Below are 16386 nucleotides of genomic sequence, written 5' to 3' on the forward strand. Positions count from 1 at the left end.
AGATGCCAATCAGGCGACTCTCGGGTCGCCTGATTTTTTATTGCTGGCACGTTAGTCACCAAATTTTGAGCAATAAAAAGCGAAGCACTTGGCTTCGCTTGAAATCATCAGAATGTCGAAAGCGGACTTTCGGCAAACAGGAAACGGTCGTAATCGTCGCTCGAACCATCAAACAGCATCTGCTTGGTGTTTTCAATGTGCTGCCACACCGCCTGACGCGCCGCCTGTGGGTCACGCTTGATCAACGCTTTGACGATTTCATCGTGCTCGCTGCACCAACTGCGAATTTTGTTGTCTTCGATGTGTTCGTGCAGCTTCTTCCAGTACGGGTTGTTCTCGCGATGTTTGCACAGCATCTCTGCCACATGCACAACCGCCGAGTTCTGCGTACAACGGGCAAGCTGAATGTGAAATTCGCTGTCCCAGTAGGAATCGCGGCTGTAATCATCAGATTTGGCTTGCTCTTGGATTTTCATCAGCGCGACCAAATCTTGCTTGGTCGCTTGCGTAGCCGCAAACTCGGCAATGTTGCTTTCAAACAGCTGACGCGCCTGCAACAGCTCGAATGGGCCGCAGGTGAGCATGAAGCTGGCGTCGCCCAATGCCGCACTTGCCTCTGCAATCGGCGTTTCGATAGTGGTGTTGATGACACGAATCCCCGAGCCTTTACGCACTTCGACGTAACCTTCCACTTCCAGCATGATCATCGCTTCGCGAATCACCGTGCGGCTTACTTCCATCTGCTCGGCGATCAAACGCTCGGCTGGCAGCATATCGCCCACCTGGTATACCCCATTGGCAATGTCGGTTTTGAAGCGGTTAGCAATCTTCTGATAAAGCTTAACGTTCGGTTCCATATCTATCCCACAGCAACTTGTTATACCAATTAGTCTAACATACAGGATAACTGCAAGGCTAAACAAAACTCGGATCGCATTAAATCAATTTTAAACCGCTGGCACATATTGTTTGCTCAACGAATAACCAACCCGTGCCGAACGTAAAACGCTCTGTTAGACTGTTGTTTCTCAAAACAAAAAAGTGGCGCTTCACATGACAATGGAAAAGTTTCAATCAATCTATCAACGTGCCGCCGAGCGCAAAGGCGGAGAAGACCAACTTGAGAGCCTGCTGAAAAAGCCGCTCAGCAAAGCCGAGTTAGCCGCAGTTCCTGAAGATCGCTGGTTATCGGCGTTCAGCATGAAGGTATTTCAGAGTGGTATTTCATGGGATGTGGTGCGTAAGAAGTGGCCCAACTTTGAAGAGCTGTTTTTCCAGTTTCGCATCGAACCTCTGCTGATGCTGTCTGATGAAGTGTGGGAACAGAAAGCCCAAGATCCGAAAATCATTCGCCACTTGGCCAAAGTGATGTCGATTCCCAAGAACGCGCGCATGATCTATGAAGCGCGTCAGGAGCACGGTTCATTCAGTGAGATGGTCGCCAACTGGCCGATTGAACGCATCACCGAATTGTGGGAATACCTGAAAAAGCACGGTGATCGTTTAGGTGGTAACACGGGGCCGTACACGCTGCGCCAAATGGGCGCCGATACCTTTATTCTGTCCGGTGATGTGGAAGCCTACCTGCGTAACACCGGTATTATCGAAGGCGGCAAGAACACCAAACGCTCTATGCAAGCCGCCAACGAAGCGTTTTGCCAATGGCAGCAGGAATCTGGCCGCAGCATCAGTGAAATCAGCCAGATCATTGCCTTCAGCACGGGTGATAACCGCGTGATGTAACCTTCCAATAAGCCAGAGCGGACGCAAATTGGCTCTGGCTTTCTCTTCTTGTGCATTTATCTCTCATCCATCGACACCTTGCTTTGTTACCCATAATTATTCAGTCACATTTCTTTCTTAAGTTTCTCTTAAGTGTCTGGAGTCATAGTAGCTCTCAGACAACATCGACAACGTTAAGGAGAAGCTATGTCTGTCATTACACCTCTGCGCACCGGATTACTTGTTGCCGCTATGGCCGTTTCATCTGCGGCGTTTGCAGACCCAACCTGTACCACAGAGCCAGAATCAAGCTGGATGCCTTTTGATCAGGCGAAGCAGCAAGTTTTGGACATGGGCTACAAAATCAAGAAATTCAAAACCACCAAAACCAGCTGTTATGAGTTGTATGGCTACGATGCTGAAAATAAACGCGTCGAAATTTACTTCAACCCTGTCGACATGAGCAAAGTAAAAGAGGAGAAAGATGACTAAACCTTACGTTTGGGACGGCGTCGTTCGTCTGACCCACTGGGTCGTTGCGGCGCTTTTCCTGTCGAACTACTTTCTCACCGAAGCAGGTAGTGAAACGCACGAATGGGTAGGATATTTTGTCCTGGCTGCACTTTCAGTGCGGCTGACCTGGGGGATCATCACCGATTCCCCGGCGAGCCTTTCGGCATTTAAACCGTCAGTGAATAAGGCGCTATCACACTTAAAAGAAGTCTTGGCAACCAAAGAAGACGAACACATCGGCCATAACCCGGCAGGTGCGGTGATGATTTGGGTCATGTGGCTGGCATTGATTGCAACGGCGTTAACCGGCTGGGCAACCCAGTGGGATATATTCTGGGGTGAGGACGCGATGAAAGCAGTGCACGAATTCTTCGCCAACCTGACGATGTTTGCTGTCGCTACGCACATTGGTGCCGTGATCTTTATGACCCATTGGGTGAAACGCCCTTACGTCAAAAGCATGCTGCCTCAGCGTGGCCGTGAGAAATAAAATACCGAGAAAAGAGAAAGCAAATGGCTTTCTCTTTTTCATTTTCCCTTACCAACACAAATTTTTTGTTCCCCATATTTGTGCAAAATTTGATTCCAACATAGTGAATCTTTTCAGAGTTTCCGACCAAGCAACTCAAAAACTGGCATTTTCTGCTACTTTTGGGCGAGTGTAAGCTTTCCTTTACTCTCATCCTCCCGTCAATTTCATGCGAATTTTAACAATTTAGTTACACTTACCTTATCCGGTTATACCAAGATTCATCACTAGATAAATGTGGTATTAACAGCAAGATAAAACGCCGTTATCGGAATTCGCAGGACACTATTTCAAAACTGTCCATCACGCTGCCACCTGCGCATTCCTCTCCACATTGATCTCGGTATCACCTTTGGCGTAACGATGTGAATTGCTGCCATCTTCGATGCGTAGCGTCAAAAGGAGCTTGAGATGAACGTTCAGGCATTACCCATGGAACGATTTATCGACCACCATGGCAATCTGGTTAAGCCGCTTCCCGATTGGGCAGATGTGTCAACGCTGACCGGTTTTTATCGCGATATGCTACTGACCCGAACCTACGATCACAAAGCGGTTGCGCTGCAACGCACCGGCAAACTCGGCACCTATCCGTCCCATTTGGGTGCAGAAGCCATCGGCATTGCCGTGGGTCGGGCGCTCAAAGTGGACGATGTGTTTGTTCCCTATTATCGCGATATGCCAGCCATGTGGGCGCGCGGCATCGGCATGGAAAAGAACCTGCAATACTGGGGTGGCGATGAGCGCGGCAGTGATTTCACCCCTGATGAACATTTGCATTGTCGCGACCTGCCGTTTTGCGTACCGATCGCTACCCAATGCACGCACGCCGTGGGCGTCGCTTCAGCGCTGAAAATTCAGGGCAATCATCAGGCGGCGTTAGTGATGTGCGGCGACGGCGGGACATCGAAAGGCGATTTCCTAGAAGCCATCAACTGCGCGGGCGCGTGGCACATTCCGCTGGTGTTTGTGGTCAACAACAACCAGTGGGCGATTTCCGTCCCGCGCCATCTGCAATGTGCGGCAGATTTCTTGTCTCAGAAAGCGTTGGGTGCCGGGATTCCGGGCCTGACTGTCGATGGCAACGACATTGTGGCCATGTACGATGCGGTGCGCACTAGCCTTGACCGGGCGCGTAAAGGCAAAGGCTCAACCTTAATTGAAGCGGTCAGCTATCGGTTAAGCGACCACACCACCGCCGACGATGCCAGCCGCTATCGCAGTGATGATGAGCTGCAACAGGCGTGGCAATTTGAACCGATTGCCCGGTTGAAAACCTATCTGATGAACAGCGGCGTGTGGACCGAGCAGGACGAAGAGCAGTGGCTCACTCACTGCAAGGAAGTAGTGGAACACGCGGTGCAGTGCTATCTCGATATCACCCCGCAACCGCCTGAAGCCGCGTTCGATTTTCTCTACGAATCGCTCACGCCGGATCTCCACGCGCAGCGTGACGAACTGATCAACAAAGCAATGCGCATGCAGGGAGGCAAACATGGCTGAAATGACCTTAGTTGAAGCTGTCAACCTGGCTTTGCATTATGAGATGGAACACGATCCGAACGTGATTGTGCTCGGCGAAGACGTCGGCGACAACGGCGGTGTATTTCGCGCCACCGTCGGCCTCAAAGACAAATTTGGTTTTAAACGCGTGATAGACACGCCGCTCGCTGAAGCGCTGATTGGCGGTGTGGCCGTGGGCATGGCCACCCAAGGCTTGCGTCCGGTGGCCGAGTTTCAGTTCCAGGGCTTTGTGTTTCCGGCGATGGAGCATTTGATGTGCCATGCCGCGCGCATACGCAACCGCACCCGTGGCCGCCTAACCTGCCCGGCCGTGTTCCGCGCGCCATTTGGCGGCGGGATACATGCGCCTGAGCACCACTCTGAAAGTGTGGAAGCCCTGTTTGCGCACGTGCCCGGTTTTAAAGTGGTCGTCCCATCTTCCCCTCAGCGTGCCTACGGTTTGCTGCTGGCTGCGATTCGCAGCAACGATCCGGTGATGTTCTTTGAACCGAAACGCATCTATCGCACCGTCAAATCCGATGTCACCGACAACGGTGAAGCCCTGCCACTCGATACCTGCTTTACCCTGCGTAAAGGCCGCGATGTCACGTTGGTCACTTGGGGCGCCTGCGTCGTAGAATCATTACAGGCAGCCAAAACCTTGTCCGCGCAAGGCATTGAAGTGGAGGTGGTCGATTTGGCCAGCATCAAACCGCTCGACATGAACACCATCTTGCGCTCGCTGGAGAAAACCGGGCGTTTGCTGGTGGTGCATGAAGCCAGCAAAACCTGCGGCGTCGGCTCGGAAATTCTGGCGCGCGTGGCGGAGCAGGCGATGTGTCTGCTCAAAGCGCCACCCAAACGTGTCACCGGTATGGACACCATCATGCCCTACTACAAAAATGAAGAGTATTTCATGATTCAGGAACAGGACATCGTGCTGGCTGCGCGAGAGTTAGTGGAGGGTTGGAAATGAAGTCATTTATGTTACCCGACCTCGGTGAGGGGTTAGCCGAATCAGAAATCGTCGAATGGCATGTCAACGTCGGCGATGTGGTCAAAGTCGATCAGGTCGTGCTGACGGTGGAAACCGCCAAAGCCACCGTTGAAGTGCCCGCACCTTACGCGGGTAAAATCGTCAGCCGTCACGGCAATGAAGGCGATGTGATCAACATCGGCAGTCTGCTTCTGGAAATTGAAGAACTCGACAGCGCTGGCAACGCCATATCCACTACCAAGAAAAAGCAAGACGCGGCGACCGTGGTCGGCAATGTATCCCACCAGTCACACAATGTGGATGTGGATGACTTCTGGGTGGGCAGCAGCGAGCATGCCAATCCAGCGAAGAAATCACTCTCCGCCCTGCCCTCAGCCCGCTTGCTGGCGCAGCGTCTCGGAGTGGATTTACAGCGTTTACAAGGCACCGGGCCTGATGGTTTGATTGTCGATAGTGATGTGCAGAATGCTGCCGACCAACAGATCCCCGGCACTGAAGTGCTCAAAGGCGCGCGGAGAACCATGGTCAATACCATGACCGAATCGCACCTGCAAGTCGCGGCGGTCACTATTACCGAAGAAGCCCTGCTGACCGAGTGGAAGCCGGGTGAAGACATCTCGATTCGCCTCATTCAGGCGATTGTCTATGCCTGCCAGCAAGAGCCGGCGATGAATGCCTGGTTTGATGCCGAAACCATGACCCGCTGCGTGCACAGCACCGTCAATATCGGGATTGCGGTCGACAGCACGCATGGGCTGTATGTGCCAGTCCTGCGCCGCGCGGATGAGTTTGAACCACAAGCCATGCGTGAATGGCTCGATACCACCGTGCAAGGGATTCGCGAACGCAAAATTGGCCGCGAACAGTTGCAACACGCCACTATCACGTTATCCAACTTCGGTGCAATTGCCGGGATCTTTGCGACGCCAGTCGTCTCACCGCCTCAGGTCACCATTGTTGGTGCCGGTCGCATCATCGAAAAAGTGATGATCAAAGACGAGCAATTGATGAACGTGAAAGCAATGCCGCTGTCGATTACCTTCGACCACCGTGCCTGTACAGGTGGTGAAGCGGCCCGCTTTGCCCGCGCGCTGGTGCAGGATCTGCAACGTCCAAGCGCAACTTGAGCAACAGCGAATCTGCTTAACCAAAAACCACCTCTTTCGAAGGTGGTTTTCTTTTGCAGCAACTCATGTGCATGCACAGCCAGCATCGACATCCAAATCAGGGGAAAACTCACGCCTAAAACAGACAAATCAGTCAAAAATCACACTGCATGATAAAAACTTGAAAATTCCGGAATTTTACCAATAAAACTTATCAACATTAGGTCAATTTAGCCTAACAGTACTGCAATTTCTTTTGAAAGAGCGCGTATTTTGACCATACTTAACATCAAACCTCACTGTTGAGGTGTGCTCGTTAAGGAGCGGTTATGTTTACCAAAATACTTATGCTCGCTACTTGTCTAAGTTTCAGCTTTTTTAGCGGTAGCGTTTTGTCTGAAGACCGCGCTGGCAATAGCGCGACAGGCCCCATCGTCATGTGCGAGTTGCCAGACGGTACAACAAAGCAATTGCCGATAGTGATATGCCAGCACAATAAGTAATCGTTAAAAAGGGAGCACAATGTGCTCCCTTTCTTTTGCCAACCGAACAAACAATCAGGTCGTGACTTTTGCAAAACTATCAAAAAGTACAACTACAACTTGATTGCTCAAATAAACACAAGAAATATTAAGTTATTAACCCGTTTTTAAAAAAGACGCTTTCCAAAACAATTTATTCATTCATCTCACACCGATCTAATCAGCTCCGGCATGATCTCAAATAAATCCCCGACCAAGCCGTAGTCGGCGATCTGGAAAATTGGCGCGTCCGGGTCGCTGTTAATGGCGACGATCACTCTAGAATCTTTCATGCCGGCCAAGTGCTGAATTGCGCCGGAAATCCCCACCGCAATGTAGAGTTCTGGTGCCACGATTTTACCGGTCTGACCGACTTGCAAATCGTTGGAGACGAATCCGGCATCGACCGCCGCACGTGACGCGCCAATGGCACCGCCGAGTTTGTCAGCGAGCTGTTCCACCAGTGCGAAGTTTTCTTTACTCCCCAGACCTCGGCCACCGGAAATCACCACTCTGGCGGCAGGCAGTTCGGGACGTGCGCTTTCCACTTTTTGCTGCGAGACAAACTGCGACGTCGCCGATTCAATAGCGTGATCAACGGTTTTCACCTCCGCATTTCCTCCCGTACTGGCGACGGCATCAAAGGCTGAGCTACGAATCGTCATCACTTTGATCGCATCCAGTGATTTCACTTTGGCCAGCGCGTTGCCTGCATAAATGGGGCGAACCACAATCTCTGGCGATTCAATCGCAATCACATCAGAAAGTTGCCCCACATCGAGCAACGCAGCCACTCGCGGCAGCAGGTTTTTACCAAACGTCGTTGCAGACGCGAGTACGTGGGAGTGGTTGCGCGCGATTTCTGCCACCAACGCCGCGCCGTTTTCTGCCAGGCGATGTTCATAAACGGGATTGTCGGCCAGCAGCACATGGCTGACCCCCGCACAAGTTTTTGCCGCCTCTGCAACCACGGCACACGCCGCGCCCATCACAAGTACACTCACCTCTCCGCCAATTGCCTTAGCTGCCTGCAAAGTTCGTAATGTATCCACAGCCAGCACCTGGTTGTTGTGCTCGGCAATGACTAAAATCGATAGTTCGCTCATCTGTTGCTCCTGCACATTCAGCCAATCACTTTGGCTTCGTTTTTCAGCTTATCCACCAGCTCAGACACACTGGTCACCATCACGCCCGCTTTACGCTCAGGCGGTGGCATGACTTCCATGATTTGCTGATGCGTGTTGAGCGTTACCCCTAAATCCTCCGCCGTGGTGATGTCTAGCGGTTTGCGTTTGGCTTTCATAATGTTGGGCAGCGACGCGTAACGCGGCTCATTGAGGCGTAAATCGGTGCTGATGATTGCTGGTAAAGCGAGCTTGAGCGTCTCCAGCCCGCCGTCAATCTCGCGCGTGACCAGCACGGCGTCGCCCTGCACGTCCACTTTGGATGCGAAGGTGCCTTGTGGGCGCTCTGTCAGCGCCGCCAGCATTTGCGCGACTTGGTTGTTGTCGGTATCGATGGACTGTTTTCCCAGCAGCATCAAACCCGGCGCTTCGCTCGCCATCACCGCTTTGAGCAGTTTGGCCACATTGAGCGGCTCGGGCGCACCATCGGTTTGGATGTGAATCGCGCGATCGGCGCCGAGTGCTAATGCAGCGCGCAGTTGCTCTTGGCAACTGGCATCTCCCGCGGAAACCACAATCACCTCTTCGGCAATGCCCGCCTCTCGCAGGCGAATCGCTTCTTCCACCGCGATTTCGCAAAACGGGTTGATGGCCATTTTGACGTTGTTGGTTTCAACGCCAGAGCCATCATTTTTCACTCTGACTTTTACGTAAGCGTCAACAACACGTTTGACAGCAACTAAGACTTTCACACAGCCTCCTTAAGCGCTTGGTCATCCTTGGTGAATGGACCTTAGGGAATGTTGGTGGAATCAAACTGCTCGGTGATGACTGTTTGATGCGAGCCAAAACATTGTGCTTTCTGGACTGGTTAAATCCCGCATATCAACCACCTTTGACCACCAAACCCATTCAAACTAACCAGAAAATCATACACTTTCTGCCATTCTCAATGGGTTAAATGAGGTTACTCTTTGAGCTTAGTTGAGTTTACGTTTACGTCAACTGGACTATATTTAATCCATAAATACCGTTAACGCATGGATGAAAAGCATGGAACGAGAAACGATGGAGTTTGATGTCGTGATTGTTGGCGCAGGCCCGGCAGGACTGGCTTGCGCGTGTAAACTGGCACAAATCAGCCAGCAGCAAAACGAGCCGGATTTCAGCATTTGCGTGGTCGAGAAAGGCTCTGAAGTGGGCGCGCATATTCTCTCTGGCGCTCTGTTTGAAACCACGGCTCTGGATGAGCTGTTTCCCGACTGGTCGTCCATGGAGTCGCCGCTGACAACCAAAGTCAGTTCGGATGAATTTCTCTATCTCACCACCGAATACAACCACATTCGCCTGCCTCACTTTGTGACGCCAAAAACCATGCACAACACAGACAAAAGCTATGTCATCAGCTTGAGCGAATTGTGCCGCTGGCTGGCCAAACAAGCCGAAAATCTGGGGGTAGAGATCTTCCCCGGCTTTGCCGCAGCCAGCGTCAATTATGACGAAAGCGGCGCTGTCGTCGGTGTCACCACGTCGGATATGGGGTTAGACAAAGCGGGCAATCAGAAAGCCAATTTCGAACCGGGCATTGAGCTGAAAGCCAAATACACCATTTTTGCCGAAGGCGCGCGCGGCCATTTGGGGAAAGAGCTGATAGAGCATTTCAAACTCGATGAAGGAAAGCAGCCGCAGCACTACGCGCTGGGTATCAAAGAGATCTGGGAACTGCCGGACGATCACCCGCACAACAACGCGGGTGAAGTGATTCACGGCCTTGGCTGGCCGCTGAATGAAACCCACACCACGGGTGGTAGCTTTCTCTACAAGCTCGGCAACAACCAGATTGCGATTGGTTTGATCACCGATCTCAACTATCACAACCCGTATTTGAGCCCGTTTGATGAGTTTCAACGCCTCAAACATCACCCGGCGATCAGCAAGCATTTAACAGGCGGTCAGCGCATTGCCTATGGCGCGCGCGCGATTGCCAAAGGCGGCTTGAATTCTTTGCCCAAACAGCAATTTCCCGGCGGTTTGCTGATCGGCTGTGATGCCGGCACGCTCAACTTTGCCAAAATCAAAGGCTGTCATACCGCAATGAAATCCGGCATGTTGGCGGCTGAAGCCATCACACATGCGCTGAAAGCGGGCGATCAACGTCATTTTGAGCCCGATTACGACTCGCTGTTCAAGGCATCCTGGTTGTATGAAGAGCTCGAACAGTCACAAAACTTCTGCGCCACCATTCACCGCTTTGGCAATGTGGCGGGCGGCGTCATCAACAGCTTCGAGCAGAACATTTGGGGGCCGCTGTTTAAACGCGCCGCGCCATGGGAGATGGAAGATCCGCACCCGGACCATGTCCGCATCATCGATATTTCACGCTGCACGCCCATTGAGTATCCAAAACCCGATGGCGTGCTGAGCTTCGACAAACCCTCATCAGTCTTTCTGTCCGGCACGCAGCATGAAGAGAACCAGCCTTGTCATCTGAAACTGACCGATCCTTCTATTCCGATTGAAACGCATCTGCCCAAGTTTGGCGAGCCCGCCCAACGCTACTGCCCCGCGGGTGTGTACGAAGTGATTGTGGTCGATGAAGTGCCGCGCTTTCAAATCAACGCCGCCAACTGCGTGCATTGCAAAACCTGCGACATTAAAGATCCGTCACAGAACATTATCTGGTGTCCGCCAGAAGGGGGAGGTGGCCCGAACTACCGCAATATGTAACTTGCGATTCGCGCGAAACACCATTCGCCAGACACAAAAATAGCCACGGTACGTCGTGGCTATTTCATTTGATGAGATCGTGTTTTATTAAGCGGTTAGCGAGCACCGCTTAAGATGACGTTAGGCCGGCTTTTTTGCCAGAGCGGCATCGATATCCGCGGCGCTGTGGCGCTCATCAATGCGCTCCCACTCTTCGCCCATGGTGCGGTTAACAATGCGACCACGCTGCACAGCAGGACGCTCAGCCATCATTTTCGCCCAGCGTTGTACATGCTTGTAGCTCTGCACATCAAGGAACTCGGCCGCGTTATAAGCGTTGCCCAGCGCCAGGTTGCCATACCAAGGCCAAATTGCGATATCGGCAATGCTGTACGCTTCGCCCGCAATGAAGGTACCTTTCGCCAGTTGTTTATCCAACACATCCAACTGACGTTTGGCTTCCATCGCAAAGCGGTTGATTGGATATTCAAATTTCTCTGGCGCGTACGCGTAGAAGTGGCCAAAGCCACCACCCAGATACGGCGCAGAACCTTGCAGCCAGAACAGCCAGTTCATCACCTGCGCACGTGGCGCCGCGTCTGTTGGCAGCAAGTGACCGAATTTTTCAGCCAGATAAAACAGGATGTTGCCGGATTCAAATACGTTAATCGGTTCAGGGCCGGAACGGTCAACCATGGCAGGGATTTTAGAGTTCGGGTTGACGTCAACAAAGCCGGAACCAAACTGGTCGCCATCACCAATACGAATCAAAAATGCATCGTACTCCGCGTCTTTCACGCCCAGCGCCAGCAACTCTTCCAGCATAATGGTCACTTTCTGGCCGTTCGGCGTACCCATCGAATAGAGCTGAATCGGGTGCTCGCCAATCGGCAGCGTTTTTTCATGGCGCGCGCCGGAGTCTGGTCGGTTGATACTGGCCCACTGACCGCCGTTTTCGCTGTCCATGGTCCAAACTTTTGGTGGTACGTATTGGTTTGCCATTGTGTTTCCTTATCTTTGTTGGAGTTCGGCACTACAAGATATAGGGGTGGTTGGTGAAGATAAAAACCCCTATTTGCTCATTTACTTAGAACCTTAAGTTATGGCTTGGTCTGAGTGAGAATAAGACCGCCGCCGTGCCGTTTCTCTTTCAAAACGAATGCAAAGTCCGGCGCATCACGCACGCTCCTTCGCCATAACACTCCGACACTTCAACGTCTGCCAAGGGAGTAAAGTCGTGGCGCTCCCAGAACGCGGCAGATTCCTGAACCGATACCAAGCGGATGTCGGCGCAGTTCAGTATTGCGCCAACATCAACGATACGCTCCACCAGTCGCGAGCCGACGCCCTGACCTGCCACCCGGTTTGAGACGGCGAGATCGTGTAAAAACAGCGTTTCGCCTGCGCAATCTGAGGGCAGTTATTTATGCAGTTTGGGAGGCTGCGCCCGATTCCAGGTATGGGCGATAACATACGCATCGACCTTATCTCACGTCCGGAACACAAAACAACTCTGCGGCGACTGACGCCACTTGCTCTGCAACACCGCCAGTTTTTCCGGCGCGACTTCGGTGTACATTTCGTGTTGTACCGCCAGAATTCCCGGCCACATCGCGTCGTCAATATTGGTAATCACCATACGTCTCTCCCTGCATCGAAAACCCAGTTTTCACTATTCACACGCATTCCTCAAATGAATATCACATTTTGAAACACTTCACCGAGATGCAAAATATTTCCCCGAAATGCACAGCGAGCCGCGGTGGTGATCTCTTAAAGTCATGGCGAGCGAAAAATAAAACCGGTTTCAGACCGGAGCGCTCACAGGAAACATGTCATAACAATAAGGGAAAACCATGTCTGATTTTAAAACGCTACCTCTGCCGAAAATCCTCACCCTCGCCGTCGCCTTTGCAGTGGCCAGCGGCGCATCGGCAGCGACCTCAACCGACCACACTCAGTTGCAAGAAAGCGGTATCAAGTACCGCAAGAAAGCCGAGTCGATGGTGAAGAAAATGAGTCTGAGTGAGAAGCTGGATATTCTCTCCGGGCCGGGAATGGATCTCACCACTTACGAAGGTATTGAACCGATCAACCTGACCAGCGGTACCGATGTCAGTGGTGTGGCCGGCTACATCAACGGGGTTAAAAACCGCAAACTGGATATTCCGGCGGTGAAACTGGCGGATGGCCCTGCCGGTCTGCGCATCAATCCAACCCGTGATAACGACGACAACACGTACTACGCCACTGCCTGGCCGATCGGCTCGCTACTCGCCTCTACCTGGGATACCGATTTAGTGCAGAAAGTCGGCACCGCCGAGGGGAATGAGGTGAAAGAGTACGGCGTCGATTTTCTGCTCGGGCCGGGCATGAACATTCAACGTAACCCGCTGCTGGGGCGTAACTTTGAATACTACTCAGAAGATCCGGTACTGTCGGGCAAAATCGCCGCAGCCATGGTGCGCGGTATTCAGTCCAACGATGTTGGCGCCACCATCAAACACTTTGTTGCCAACAACGCCGAAACCAACCGTTTCTTCTCTGACACCATTGCTGACCCACGTACACTACGCGAAATCTACCTGCGTGGATTCCAGATTGCGGTGCAAGACGCACAACCATGGGCCATCATGAGTTCTTACAACCTGGTCAACGGTACCTACGTCAACCAACGCAAAGACATCATGACCAGTATCCTGCGCAATGAATGGGGATTTAAAGGTCTGGCCATGTCAGACTGGTTTGCAGGCAACGTCTCCGGCCTCTCGAGCGACTTCACCAGCTACGTCGGGCGCGATGCCGAATCGGCAGCCAAACAAGTCAGCGCGGGCAACGATTTGATTGAACCGGGCGGCGTGAAAGCCGATTTGCAAGCCTCTTATGATGCCGGAACGCTGAGCATGACCGACATCGACAGCAGCGTGGTCGCCATTCTGACACAGGTACAAAAAACACCGTCTTACAACGGCTATCACTTCTCAAATCAACCGGATCTGGACACTCATGCCGAGCTGGCTCGTCAGGCGGCTGCCGATGGTATGATCCTGCTGAAAAACACCGATGCTGCGCTGCCGTTGGCATCAGGCAGCAGAGTCGCGACTTTTGGTACCACTCAAATCAACACGCTGAAAGGCGGTACGGGCAGCGGTGATGTGAACGCGGCTTACATCGTGGACATCGCTTCCGCGCTGGGTGAAAAATTTGTCGTCAACGCCAATCTGACCAGCTACTACAGCGACTACTTTGACGCGAATAAGCAAGAAACGGAGTCACTGCTGGGCGGTTACGATTTTTGTGAAGAGCCGGCGGTGGAAGGTCAACTGGCTGAGCTGGTTGCTGAATCTGCCACCAGCGATGATGCGGCGATCATCACCATCGGCCGTCAGGCTGGTGAAGGCGGCGATCGCAGCGAAGCGCAAGGCGATTACCGTCTGACCGATGAAGAGCTGCAAATCATCGATGCGGTTTCCAGCGCTTTTCACGCTCAAGGTAAAACCGTCACGGTAGTGCTTAACGTCAACGGTCTGGTCGATACCTCCGAATGGGCGAGCAAAGTCGATTCCATTCTGATGGCATACATGGGCGGCCAGGAAACGGGTAATGCGGTGACCGATATCCTCTCTGGCGACGTCAACCCAAGCGGTAAACTGGCGCAAACCCTGCCAGAATCCTACTCAGATGTTCCTTCTGCAGCAACCTTCCCTGGCACCGACACGGACGGAGACGATCTGGCGGACTCGGTTTACTACAACGAAGGGATCTATGTCGGCTACCGTTACTACTCATCGTTCGATGTGGCGCCTGCCTACCCGTTTGGTTACGGCCTGTCGTACACCAACTTTGAGTACAGCAACCCAACCGTCGTGGCGAACACTCTGGGCAAAAAAGGCGGCAACGGCAGCATCACCCTCTCGGCAACCATTCACAACACCGGAGATGTGGCAGGTAAAGAAGCGACACAGGTTTATGTTTCCGCACCGGAAGTGAAACTGAAAAAGCCCACTATCGAGCTAAAAGCGTTTGCCAAAACGCATCTGCTCAAGGCTGGCCAGTCTGAACGTTTGACGTTCACTATCTCGGCGCAAACGCTCTCCAGCTTTGATGCGGCAAACAACCAGTGGATCATCGAACCGGGCACATACACCGTGTATGTGGCGCCATCGTCCGATGTTCATGGAACGGTGACCGGGCAGAAAGGTGTACCAGTCAGCTTCTCGGTTGGGCATGAAATTGTGGTGAGCAAAACCACGCCGGATGCGCTGGCACTGCAAGATGGCGTGACGGAAGCAAGCTTCATCACCGTCAAAGAGTAATTTTTTCTGATTGAGACAGCCATAAAAGCCCGACGGTTCGGGCTTTTATTTTTCCTACTCAAGTGACATCCGTTCTGTTTATTTCTCCGCAGAAAACCGTGTTCTAACTGTTGTTATTACCCATTTTCTATATGGATAAAAATATTGGCACGACATCACTAATTCACACACGCAAACATTGCCAAACAGGCTAACTGATATACTACATTGTAGTTTTGAACGGACTCGATAATAAAAACAACAAAGGGCGAACGATGAACGGAAATGTATCGAATCTCTTAACCTCCGGCTTGCTGCATCAACTCAACACACTCGGTCTCAGCCGTGACCGTATTATAGAAAAGTGCCACATTAACCGCTTTGAACTCGGCCGACACAACGGCAGAATTTCCAGCCAGTCGCACTACGCCATCCTCGATGAATGTTTTCCATACCAGAAGCAGCTATTCGCTCACGCCAGTCTGGAACAGATGTACACCCTGTTCCCGGAGCTATTCAGCCTCTGCTTTAATGAATCGTCGGCGTCGGCCGCCGTACACTCGTTCGTCCGTTACCGAGCGTTGATCGGCAGTTGCGATGAGTGTGAAGTGAGTGAGAGCGGCGACACGTTGCGAGTCACCTATACGGACACTGGCCCCAATCCTAAAGTCTCCAGCGCATTGGCAAATTTTGCGTTCATTCGAGATATTATCAGTCAATATTTACCGGACGTTTCGTTGAAATTAGGGGTCAGGCACGGCAATCAAATGCCTTATTCTGTGGTCAATGAAAAATTCAATACGCATTGTCATTTCGGCCAAAGCGAAAATTATCTGCTTATTCAGTCTCCGGGTTTAAATGAAGCTAATCCATTATTTAACCGCAAACTTTATCAGCTTCAGAAAAATAATTTAGACCATACAAAACAAGAAATTAATAACAGCACCTTCGCTCACAGCGTTGAAAATCTGCTATCGACGCTAATAGAGAAAGACGAGCAGAATTGCGGTGATCGCACGCTGGAAAAAGTGTGTGACACACTCAAAATCAGCCGCTGGACGCTGAACAAAAAACTCGGCATCGAGAACAAGTGTTTTACCGATATCTACAATCAGGTAAGGCTCAACAAAGCGGTCAAACTTCTCTCGGAAACCAACAAGAGCATGAGTGAGATCAGTGAACTTACCTTCTTCTCGTCCCAGTCGGTGTTCTCCCGCTTTTTCCGCACCCACACCAACATGTCGCCAGTGCAGTATCGCAAGTCTTTGCAGCAGGGTTGAACGATACTCGCCCTCCATAAAGGGGGCTGAAGAAAATAAAAGAGAAAACAGAGCTACCCATCGGTGCAAGAGAGTAGCTCTGGTGGGCGG

Annotated in this window: 15 protein-coding genes; 9 read left to right on the plus strand and 6 right to left on the minus strand. The window is 51.9% G+C overall.

Going from position 1 to position 16386, the window contains the following annotated elements; all coding sequences use genetic code 11:
• Positions 1-107 precede the first annotated feature (107 nt).
• On the minus strand, positions 108-857 hold the full coding sequence (locus DYA43_RS15060) for a GntR family transcriptional regulator (protein WP_020328281.1): 750 nt from the start codon (positions 855-857) through the stop codon (positions 108-110).
• Positions 858-1053: 196 nt separating this feature from the next.
• Between DYA43_RS15060 and DYA43_RS15065 the strand changes: the two genes are divergently transcribed.
• From DYA43_RS15065 to DYA43_RS15090, 6 genes are all read left to right on the plus strand, one after another.
• Positions 1054-1743 carry a DNA-3-methyladenine glycosylase I gene (locus DYA43_RS15065; RefSeq protein ID WP_020328280.1) on the plus strand — a complete coding sequence of 230 codons (690 nt, stop codon included), beginning with the start codon at positions 1054-1056 and terminating at the stop codon, positions 1741-1743.
• A 186-nt stretch (positions 1744-1929) separates the two neighbouring features.
• Entirely contained in the window at positions 1930-2214 is a 285-nt protein-coding gene (locus DYA43_RS15070) for a PepSY domain-containing protein (RefSeq protein ID WP_020328279.1), read from the plus strand.
• Entirely contained in the window at positions 2207-2725 is a 519-nt protein-coding gene (locus DYA43_RS15075; RefSeq protein ID WP_055453181.1) for a cytochrome b/b6 domain-containing protein, read from the plus strand. The genes DYA43_RS15070 and DYA43_RS15075 overlap by 8 nt, the downstream gene beginning before the upstream one ends.
• Before the next feature lie 450 nt (positions 2726-3175).
• Positions 3176-4267, plus strand: coding sequence for a pyruvate dehydrogenase (acetyl-transferring) E1 component subunit alpha (gene pdhA / locus DYA43_RS15080; RefSeq protein WP_061055788.1), 1092 nt, complete (start codon positions 3176-3178; stop codon positions 4265-4267).
• Positions 4260-5243, plus strand: a complete 984-nt coding sequence (locus DYA43_RS15085; RefSeq protein ID WP_061055789.1) for an alpha-ketoacid dehydrogenase subunit beta — start codon at positions 4260-4262, stop codon at positions 5241-5243. Before pdhA ends, DYA43_RS15085 begins: the two co-directional genes overlap by 8 nt.
• On the plus strand, positions 5240-6391 hold the full coding sequence (locus DYA43_RS15090; RefSeq protein WP_020328274.1) for a dihydrolipoamide acetyltransferase family protein: 1152 nt from the start codon (positions 5240-5242) through the stop codon (positions 6389-6391). The genes DYA43_RS15085 and DYA43_RS15090 overlap by 4 nt, the downstream gene beginning before the upstream one ends.
• Before the next feature lie 667 nt (positions 6392-7058).
• On the opposite strand, the gene DYA43_RS15095 is transcribed toward DYA43_RS15090, so the two are convergent.
• Entirely contained in the window at positions 7059-7997 is a 939-nt protein-coding gene (locus tag DYA43_RS15095; protein WP_061055790.1) for an electron transfer flavoprotein subunit alpha/FixB family protein, read from the minus strand.
• A gap of 17 nt (positions 7998-8014) precedes the next feature.
• Positions 8015-8767: an electron transfer flavoprotein subunit beta/FixA family protein gene (locus DYA43_RS15100; RefSeq protein ID WP_061055791.1), complete on the minus strand. Its 753-nt coding sequence runs from the start codon at positions 8765-8767 to the stop codon at positions 8015-8017.
• A 301-nt stretch (positions 8768-9068) separates the two neighbouring features.
• Here DYA43_RS15100 and DYA43_RS15105 point away from each other — a divergent pair, with 301 nt between their 5' ends.
• Complete coding sequence (locus DYA43_RS15105) at positions 9069-10742, plus strand: electron transfer flavoprotein-ubiquinone oxidoreductase (RefSeq protein ID WP_061055792.1); 1674 nt, start codon at positions 9069-9071, stop codon at positions 10740-10742.
• A gap of 120 nt (positions 10743-10862) precedes the next feature.
• Here DYA43_RS15105 and yghU read toward each other — a convergent pair whose 3' ends face one another.
• The 3 genes from yghU to DYA43_RS22970 all read right to left on the minus strand — a co-directional run bounded on the left by yghU (position 10863) and on the right by DYA43_RS22970 (position 12360).
• Positions 10863-11723, minus strand: coding sequence for a glutathione-dependent disulfide-bond oxidoreductase (yghU, locus tag DYA43_RS15110; RefSeq protein WP_061055793.1), 861 nt, complete (start codon positions 11721-11723; stop codon positions 10863-10865).
• Between the two features lie 148 nt (positions 11724-11871).
• Complete coding sequence (locus tag DYA43_RS15115; protein ID WP_081094709.1) at positions 11872-12141, minus strand: GNAT family N-acetyltransferase; 270 nt, start codon at positions 12139-12141, stop codon at positions 11872-11874.
• 69 nt (positions 12142-12210) lie between these two features.
• Positions 12211-12360 carry a hypothetical protein gene (locus tag DYA43_RS22970; RefSeq protein ID WP_155724446.1) on the minus strand — a complete coding sequence of 50 codons (150 nt, stop codon included), beginning with the start codon at positions 12358-12360 and terminating at the stop codon, positions 12211-12213.
• A 217-nt stretch (positions 12361-12577) separates the two neighbouring features.
• Between DYA43_RS22970 and DYA43_RS15120 the strand changes: the two genes are divergently transcribed.
• Both DYA43_RS15120 and DYA43_RS15125 read left to right on the plus strand, forming a co-directional pair.
• A complete protein-coding gene (locus DYA43_RS15120; protein WP_061055794.1) occupies positions 12578-15037 on the plus strand; it encodes a glycoside hydrolase family 3 C-terminal domain-containing protein in 2460 nt (819 codons plus the stop codon).
• 254 nt (positions 15038-15291) lie between these two features.
• Positions 15292-16296: a helix-turn-helix transcriptional regulator gene (locus DYA43_RS15125; protein ID WP_061055795.1), complete on the plus strand. Its 1005-nt coding sequence runs from the start codon at positions 15292-15294 to the stop codon at positions 16294-16296.
• The last annotated feature ends 90 nt before the right edge of the window (positions 16297-16386 follow it).

The organism is Vibrio fluvialis (assembly GCF_900460245.1).
GTDB classification, from domain to species: Bacteria; Pseudomonadota; Gammaproteobacteria; order Enterobacterales; family Vibrionaceae; genus Vibrio; species Vibrio fluvialis.

Excerpts from the sequence above, each read along its gene's own strand:
- DYA43_RS15095 (WP_061055790.1), bottom strand. The coding sequence starts at position 7,997 with ATGAGCGAACTATCGATTTTAGTCATTGCCGAGCACAACAACCAGGTG.
- DYA43_RS15075 (WP_055453181.1), top strand. The coding sequence starts at position 2,207 with ATGACTAAACCTTACGTTTGGGACGGCGTCGTTCGTCTGACCCACTGG.
- DYA43_RS15085 (WP_061055789.1), top strand. The coding sequence starts at position 4,260 with ATGGCTGAAATGACCTTAGTTGAAGCTGTCAACCTGGCTTTGCATTAT.
- DYA43_RS15105 (WP_061055792.1), top strand. The coding sequence starts at position 9,069 with ATGGAACGAGAAACGATGGAGTTTGATGTCGTGATTGTTGGCGCAGGC.
- yghU (WP_061055793.1), bottom strand. The coding sequence starts at position 11,723 with ATGGCAAACCAATACGTACCACCAAAAGTTTGGACCATGGACAGCGAA.
- DYA43_RS15070 (WP_020328279.1), top strand. The coding sequence starts at position 1,930 with ATGTCTGTCATTACACCTCTGCGCACCGGATTACTTGTTGCCGCTATG.
- DYA43_RS15090 (WP_020328274.1), top strand. The coding sequence starts at position 5,240 with ATGAAGTCATTTATGTTACCCGACCTCGGTGAGGGGTTAGCCGAATCA.
- DYA43_RS15065 (WP_020328280.1), top strand. The coding sequence starts at position 1,054 with ATGACAATGGAAAAGTTTCAATCAATCTATCAACGTGCCGCCGAGCGC.
- DYA43_RS22970 (WP_155724446.1), bottom strand. The coding sequence starts at position 12,360 with ATGGTGATTACCAATATTGACGACGCGATGTGGCCGGGAATTCTGGCG.
- DYA43_RS15125 (WP_061055795.1), top strand. The coding sequence starts at position 15,292 with ATGAACGGAAATGTATCGAATCTCTTAACCTCCGGCTTGCTGCATCAA.
- pdhA (WP_061055788.1), top strand. The coding sequence starts at position 3,176 with ATGAACGTTCAGGCATTACCCATGGAACGATTTATCGACCACCATGGC.
- DYA43_RS15120 (WP_061055794.1), top strand. The coding sequence starts at position 12,578 with ATGTCTGATTTTAAAACGCTACCTCTGCCGAAAATCCTCACCCTCGCC.
- DYA43_RS15060 (WP_020328281.1), bottom strand. The coding sequence starts at position 857 with ATGGAACCGAACGTTAAGCTTTATCAGAAGATTGCTAACCGCTTCAAA.